General features: G+C 54.9%; 7 protein-coding genes and 1 rRNA gene. All 8 read left to right on the forward strand.

Annotation, left to right across the window (positions count from 1 at the left end):
* Positions 1–40 precede the first annotated feature (40 nt).
* Positions 41–1,003 (forward strand): ABC transporter substrate-binding protein, encoded by a 963-nt coding sequence (locus tag ACR0QW_RS01840; protein ID WP_432642024.1) that lies wholly within the window; start codon positions 41–43, stop codon positions 1,001–1,003.
* A 4-nt stretch (positions 1,004–1,007) separates the two neighbouring features.
* Complete coding sequence (locus ACR0QW_RS01845) at positions 1,008–1,838, forward strand: ABC transporter ATP-binding protein (RefSeq protein WP_432642025.1); 831 nt, start codon at positions 1,008–1,010, stop codon at positions 1,836–1,838.
* Between the two features lie 4 nt (positions 1,839–1,842).
* A complete protein-coding gene (locus ACR0QW_RS01850; protein ID WP_432642026.1) occupies positions 1,843–2,478 on the forward strand; it encodes a MotA/TolQ/ExbB proton channel family protein in 636 nt (211 codons plus the stop codon).
* Complete coding sequence (locus ACR0QW_RS01855) at positions 2,475–2,897, forward strand: ExbD/TolR family protein (RefSeq protein WP_432642027.1); 423 nt, start codon at positions 2,475–2,477, stop codon at positions 2,895–2,897. The genes ACR0QW_RS01850 and ACR0QW_RS01855 overlap by 4 nt, the downstream gene beginning before the upstream one ends.
* Positions 2,884–3,687, forward strand: coding sequence for an energy transducer TonB (locus ACR0QW_RS01860; RefSeq protein WP_432642028.1), 804 nt, complete (start codon positions 2,884–2,886; stop codon positions 3,685–3,687). Before ACR0QW_RS01855 ends, ACR0QW_RS01860 begins: the two co-directional genes overlap by 14 nt.
* Positions 3,688–3,754: 67 nt before the next feature.
* Positions 3,755–4,495 carry a DUF3298 domain-containing protein gene (locus ACR0QW_RS01865; RefSeq protein ID WP_432642029.1) on the forward strand — a complete coding sequence of 247 codons (741 nt, stop codon included), beginning with the start codon at positions 3,755–3,757 and terminating at the stop codon, positions 4,493–4,495.
* Between the two features lie 141 nt (positions 4,496–4,636).
* A complete protein-coding gene (locus ACR0QW_RS01870; protein ID WP_432642030.1) occupies positions 4,637–5,716 on the forward strand; it encodes a M48 family metallopeptidase in 1,080 nt (359 codons plus the stop codon).
* Positions 5,717–6,198: 482 nt separating this feature from the next.
* Positions 6,199–6,439 (forward strand): 16S ribosomal RNA (locus ACR0QW_RS01875); the annotation flags it as partial.

Here is a 6,439-nt window from a genome sequence, read left to right on the forward strand (position 1 = left end):
CCCGGACAGCTTTTTTTATTCATGCTCCAAGGAGGACCTTATGAAACTGTTCCAAATGCTTCTGCTGCTGTGCCTGCTGCTGGCTTCCGGCTGCGGAGGGCAGCCGGCTTCTCCCCGGGGGAATGCCATTACCCTGCAGGATGTGCGGGGAAAGAATGTGACTCTGCCGCAGAAACCCAAACGCATCCTGACAGATTCCCTGCACCTGGATGAAACGCTGCTGACTCTTGTGCCGGCAGATCATTTGGCCGGGGTCTATTATCTGGACGGTGAACCGGGTATTTCTTTTGTGGCGAAAGAGACAAAGACGGTGGAGCCAAAAATGCGGGATTATACGCCGGAGACCGTGGCCGCTGTCAAGCCGGACCTGTTCCTGGCTTCCACCTGGTCGGATCCGGGCCTGCTCCAGAAATTGGAGACAATGGGCATTCCGGTGGTGGTCTGCTACGGCCCTGCAGACCTGGAACAGATTCGCGGCAATGTGGAACTGATGGCCAAAGCGGTGGGAAATCCGGAGGCGGGCCGGAAAGTGCTGGCCCAGTTCGACCAGCAGCTGGCGGATATCCGGAAGAAGGTCAGGCAGCAGCCGGGACCCCAGCCTTCCGGCATCCTGGTTTCTCTCATGAGCCGGTACGGAGGCAGCGGGTCTTTGTACGATGCTCTGTGCACGGAAGCGGGGATCCGCAATGGACTTACAGCAGCCGGCCTGAAGAATGGGCAGGCTCTGACCCGGGAGACGGTACTCCAGGCGGATCCGGACTTTTTCCTGGTGTCCCTGCCTTATGGGGAAGAAAAGGAAGCCTATGACAAATTTTCTCGGCAGTTCTTTTCCGATCCGGCCTTCCAGGGACTGAAGGGACTGGAACACCGGGTGGCTCTGCCCGACCGGTATGTGTATGATGCGTCACCCATGGTGGTTTACGGCATCAAGGCCCTGGCCAATGGGGCCTATGGAAAGGATCTGTTTGATCTGTCGGACGAATCTCTGCTGAAAGGATATTGAACCCATGGAACTGGAAATCAAACAGGGAGCGGTGGGGTATCCGGACCGCTCCGTACTGGAACCGGTGGAATTTCGTCTGGTGCCGGGAGAGTGTGTGGGGCTGATCGGGCCCAATGGTGCCGGCAAGAGTACGCTACTCCGGAGTCTGGCCGGCATCCAGCCTCTGCGGGCGGGAACTGTGCTGCTGGGAGGACAGCCTCTGGCCCGGTATTCCCGGCAGGCACTGAGCCGGCTGGTGGCCTATCTGCCCCAGGAACGGCATATCCCTTTTGCCTATACGGCAGAGGAAGTGGTCCTCATGGGCCGTTATCCCCATCTTTCCTGGTACCAGCAGGAAAGGGAAACCGAGGGGCAGCTGGCCCGGGAATGTCTGGCAGCCGTAGGTGCTGAAGGACTGACGGACCGGCCGATGGATACCCTGTCCGGCGGGCAGCAGCAGAGGGTACTTTTTGCCCGTACCCTGATCCAGCAGGCGGATTTCTATCTGCTGGATGAACCGGTGGCTGCCCTGGATCTGGTGGTGGAAGTGGCTGTGCTCTCCCTGTGCCGGGAGCTGGCCCGGGCCGGACGGGGTGTACTGTTTTCCGTCCATGACCTGAGCCAGGCGGCCCGGTACTGTGACCGGCTGTTACTGGTGGGGCAGAACCGGCTGCTGGCTGCAGGGACGCCGGAGGAAGTCCTGACGGCAGATCATCTCCAGGCAGCCTACGGAGTTCCCTGCCGGGTTTCCGGCAGGGGTGCGGATTTCCGGCTGGAAGTGCTGGAACCGGCGGAAGAACAACAGAAACGGCAGCGTTTGCTGCAGCAAATCTTGGGAAACAGAGAGGAAATATAGCGTTATGGAATGGATCAAACATGTGTGGAGCTTCTTCATCCGGGGCGGGGTCATCATGTGGCCGCTTCTCATCTGCTCGCTGGTCTCGCTGACCATCATCCTGGAACGGTGGTCCTACTTTCGGAAGGAGGACTCCGGCCGGAGCTATCCCCGGCAGTTCTGCCAGCTGCTGCGGCAGGGGAAATGGGCGGAGAGCCTGGAACTGAGCCGCAAGACAAAGGGCGGGCTGGCGGTTTTGGGCCAACAGCTGCTCACTGCACCGGCAGAAGCCCGGAATAAAGAAAGCTACGTGGCCGGAGAAAGCCAGCAGGTGATCAACCGGTTTGAAAAAGGGCTGAACTATCTGTCCGTCATTGTGACCCTGTCGCCCATCCTGGGGCTGCTGGGGACCATCACCGGCATGATGTCCTCCTTCCAGGCCCTGGAAGGCCGGTGGGAGAATCCCATGGCTGTGACGGCCGGTGTAGCGGAAGCCATGATCACTACCGTATTCGGCCTGGTCATCGCCATTGCTACCATCTGTTTCCATACGTATTTTTCCCAGAAGGTGGATATCCTGCTGGGTGAAGTGGAGCAGATGGACAATGCTTTCCTGGAGAACGCCGGTCAGCTGCCCCAAAAGGGAGGGGATGCCCAATGATCCATCTGCATCGGGGAAGCGGGCGCAAACCGCCTTCCATTCAGATTTCTCCTATGATTGACATGGTGTTCCTGCTGCTGATTTTCTTCATCGTATGCACTATGTACATGAGCCAGCAGAAGGGGGTACCGGTGGACTTGCCGGAAAGCACTGGCCAGCTGCAGCAGGAAATGCCCATTCAGGTGACTCTGCCCCGGGACGGTTCTATCTGGTTTCAGGATCAGCAGGTAACCCTGCCGGAACTGGTACAGAAAGTGGGAGAGGCTGCCCGGAAGGATCCCAGACAGGTGGTGGACCTGCGGGCAGATAAGGAAATCAGTTACGGCCGGGTCATGGGGGTTTTGGGCGAAATGAAACAGGCCGGGCTCCAGGATTTTTCCCTGGCGGTGACTACGGGGGAAAACCATGGAAAGCCATAACTGGAAGCATTATTTCCGCTGGTCCCTGGGGCTGCATGCAGTGATTCTTACGGCTCTGGGGCTGGTGCTGCAGCACAGCATCCGGCCGGACCTGCAGACAGAGCCCATCCGGGTAAAAGTGGAAGGCTTTGGTTCCAGCAGAGCACCGGGTGCTGGTACCAGCGGCAGCAGCGGGGGAACAGCTGGTATGGCGGAGCCTGGTATGACAAGAACTTCGGCTTTGGGTGCGGCAGGGGCCGTTCCCAAAGCCAGGGAAGCGTCTCTTTCCAGTGAAACGGGTCTTCAGGAACTGCTCCAGGCTCCGGTGGCCTCCAGCACAGCATTTGTGAACGGAGAAAGCACGGTCCCTTCCGGAACGGCTTCCGGGAATTCAGACAGCAGTACTGACCGTGACAGTGCAGGGATGACTTCCAACGGAAATGGTTCCGATCAGGGAAATGACCAGGAACCTGGTTCAGGGAATGGAATGGATTCCGGCGGTTACGGATCCGCCGATGGGGACAGCCAGGCGGACCTGAGTCAGGATGCAGCCCTCCAGGGTTACAGCAGGATCTATCCCAGGACGGCTCGGGATGCGGGAGAAGAAGGGGTGGCCGTAGTAGGTGTTTCCGTCAGTGCCGGGGGCAGTGTGACACGGGCCTGGCTGGAACAGAGCACCGGTTACGACCGGCTGGATAGGGCGGCTCTGAAGGCTGCCTATCAGTGGAGTTTTACCCCTGCCCGGAATGCGGCAGGGGATCCCATTGCTGGAGAATCCCGGGTGACCGTGCGCTATCAGCTCGATGAGTAGAGCCTTGCACAGAAAAAGGACTCTTTGTATAATACAGACGATGGAGAAACAGAAAGGAAGAGAAACCATGCAGCATATCGTGCAGAAAGCGTTGACCGGTCTGTGCCTGGTGGGACTCTGCAGCCTGCCCGTGGCGGGCCTGGCCCAGGAGGGGAAACCTGCGGCTTCCCATGCGGGCCATTATGCCCTGGAGCAGGAACTGCAGGGCTATGTCCCGGGGCAGGTGATCTATGCCCAGAAGGGACTGGTGATCCGCAGCGGCCTGATCAAGGAAAAAGACCTGATCCTCCACTATCCTCAGGTACGGGTGGTGGGCAAACCGGAGGTGTCCCGGAAGATTTCCCGGTATTTCGAAAAGGTGGCCAAAGCTTCTCAAAAAGCCTACGAACAGGCGAACACCATGGACGAACGGCTGATTTCCCGGGTAGATTACCAGGTCAGTTATCATGGCGACCGGTACCTGTCCTTCCAGCGCTATGGATATGATTTCATTGAACGGGCGGCACATCCCACCAGCTGGGAACTGGGCGTGACCTTTGATCTGGCTACCGGCGAACCAGTGGAATGGCAGAAGGTCGTGGCACCGAAGCACAAAGAGGCTTTTACTCTGGAAAAGATCAACGAAGCCCTGTGGTCTACGGAATACGGCAAGGGCCATTATTTCTTCTCGGATTTCAATGGCCTGAAGAAGCTGCCACAAAATTACTACCTGGATGAGCAGGGAAATATCCATTTCGTGTTTGGCCAGTATGAAATCGCCCCCTATGCAGTGGGCATCATCGATCTGGATATGAGTCTGGGACTGTAGTCGTTTGGCTCTGCCTGGATAACACAGCGGACAGAAGGAAAACAGTTTTCCTTCTGTCCCTTTTGTATTACAATAAGGGAAAAAGAACCGTTCGGAAGGGCGATCCTTGTCATTGGGAAGATACCAAAGGAGTGGATTCGGATGGACATGAAGAAAAAAATCATCAGCAGCTGTGTAGTGGGGATGCTGGGACTGGGGCTGGCGTTCGGGGCTATCCCGGCGCCTCAGGCAGAAGCCGGCGGCGTGCTGGTGGATGTACTGGGATCTGCCATCATGGGGACCATGTACCGGGATCAGGTCATGGGAGTCTACAAGCAGTACAACAATACGGATAAAGGCCGCCAGGAATGGTTCCAGAAGATGAAGAAACAGGAAGGCGTGGATACGGACGAATACCTGAATGACCGTCTGGACAATATCATGACCAATGTGGAATCCGGTATCCGGGCTGTGGATCCTACCGTGGACAAGAAACCCTATAACTATTTCATCAGTCCCAACGACGATGCCAACGCCTACTGCACCATCGGCCATAATGTGAATGTGTACCGTGGCATTTTCAACCTGCTGGGAACCGATGACGAAATCGCCGTGGTACTGGGCCACGAATTGGGCCATGGGCAGAAGGACCATCCCATCCAGGGTGTGAAGAAATCTCTGAATGCGGCTGTGGTTGCTGAGATGGCCAATGCAGCTACCGGTGGAATGGCCAGCGGTGCCATCGATGCCATGTATACCTATACCCGGAATGTGCACCTGAGCAAACCCATGGAATGGGAAGCCGACAATCTGGCCTTCGATTACATCACCCACACCAATTACAATCCGGGTGCTACGGCTGCTGTATGGCAGAAATTCCTGGAAAAATATGGCGACATGAACGTACGGTGGAGCGATCATCCCACCTGCACCCAGCGTCGGGAAAACTATGTACAGAAGCTGTATGCCTGGAGCAACAAGCACGTGACCGACAAGAATGGCGTGGTGTACGTGAACGACAAGGAGTTCGTTACTCCCAGTGCCACCAGTTCCATGTCCAGCAAGGAACGGTCCTACTTCGTCCTGGGCAATCTGGCCGCCGTGTATCATAACAATAAGAAGGCTCCGGAAGCCTATGCCAGCGGCGATACGGTCATGATGGGACAGCAGCCCATTATGACCAGTACTGGCAGTGATGCCAGTGCTGAAGAGTTGGCTCAGAAACTGAATAAAATCAAATAAGATAAGTAAAAGAACGTTGAATTGTCCGGGATAGAACGAACAATTCGACGTTCTTTTATTTTTATTCCGGTTTATAAAGAAAAACAATAGAAAATAGTGCTTAATGTAGATTTAAAGTAAAAATTACGTAAAATAAACGTAAATAACGGAATATTACACGTAAATATGATATTTGTCAAAATGACAGTTCCATGGTATTATAATCAAGCATTCTCCCCCCCCAGGGAGATGCTTTCAAGAATGATGGTTTTTCAACACGAGTTATTCTAAAAAGAATAAAAAAGTTGTTGACAAAACATGAAAGTCTTGATAAAATATAAAAGCTGTCAGTTGACAGCAAGACGAACTTTGAGAACTGAATATTGTTGACAGATGTGCGGGTCAAGTCACTTGAAGTGATGAGATCGAGTCACCTGGATGAGAACCAGGTTAAAAAATCAAAAGCTAGTATTTGAGAGCCAAGCGGCTCTTCAAAATAATCTATTTTGGAGAGTTTGATCCTGGCTCAGGACGAACGCTGGCGGCGTGCTTAACACATGCAAGTCGAACGGAGAATTTACTTCGGTGAATTCTTAGTGGCGAACGGGTGAGTAACGCGTAGGCAACCTGCCCTCTGGTTGGGGACAACATTCCGAAAGGGATGCTAATACCGAATGAGCTCACACCTCCGCATGGAGGTGTGAGGAAAGATGGCCTCTACTTGTAAGCTATCGCCAGAAGATG

The sequence above is a fragment of the Acidaminococcus sp. genome, from assembly GCF_050873445.1.
Classification (GTDB): Bacteria; Bacillota; Negativicutes; order Acidaminococcales; family Acidaminococcaceae; genus Acidaminococcus.

Coding starts and splice junctions, on each gene's coding strand:
- ACR0QW_RS01860 (WP_432642028.1), top strand. CDS start 2,884: ATGGAAAGCCATAACTGGAAGCATTATTTCCGCTGGTCCCTGGGGCTG.
- ACR0QW_RS01840 (WP_432642024.1), top strand. CDS start 41: ATGAAACTGTTCCAAATGCTTCTGCTGCTGTGCCTGCTGCTGGCTTCC.
- ACR0QW_RS01855 (WP_432642027.1), top strand. CDS start 2,475: ATGATCCATCTGCATCGGGGAAGCGGGCGCAAACCGCCTTCCATTCAG.
- ACR0QW_RS01865 (WP_432642029.1), top strand. CDS start 3,755: ATGCAGCATATCGTGCAGAAAGCGTTGACCGGTCTGTGCCTGGTGGGA.
- ACR0QW_RS01845 (WP_432642025.1), top strand. CDS start 1,008: ATGGAACTGGAAATCAAACAGGGAGCGGTGGGGTATCCGGACCGCTCC.
- ACR0QW_RS01870 (WP_432642030.1), top strand. CDS start 4,637: ATGGACATGAAGAAAAAAATCATCAGCAGCTGTGTAGTGGGGATGCTG.
- ACR0QW_RS01850 (WP_432642026.1), top strand. CDS start 1,843: ATGGAATGGATCAAACATGTGTGGAGCTTCTTCATCCGGGGCGGGGTC.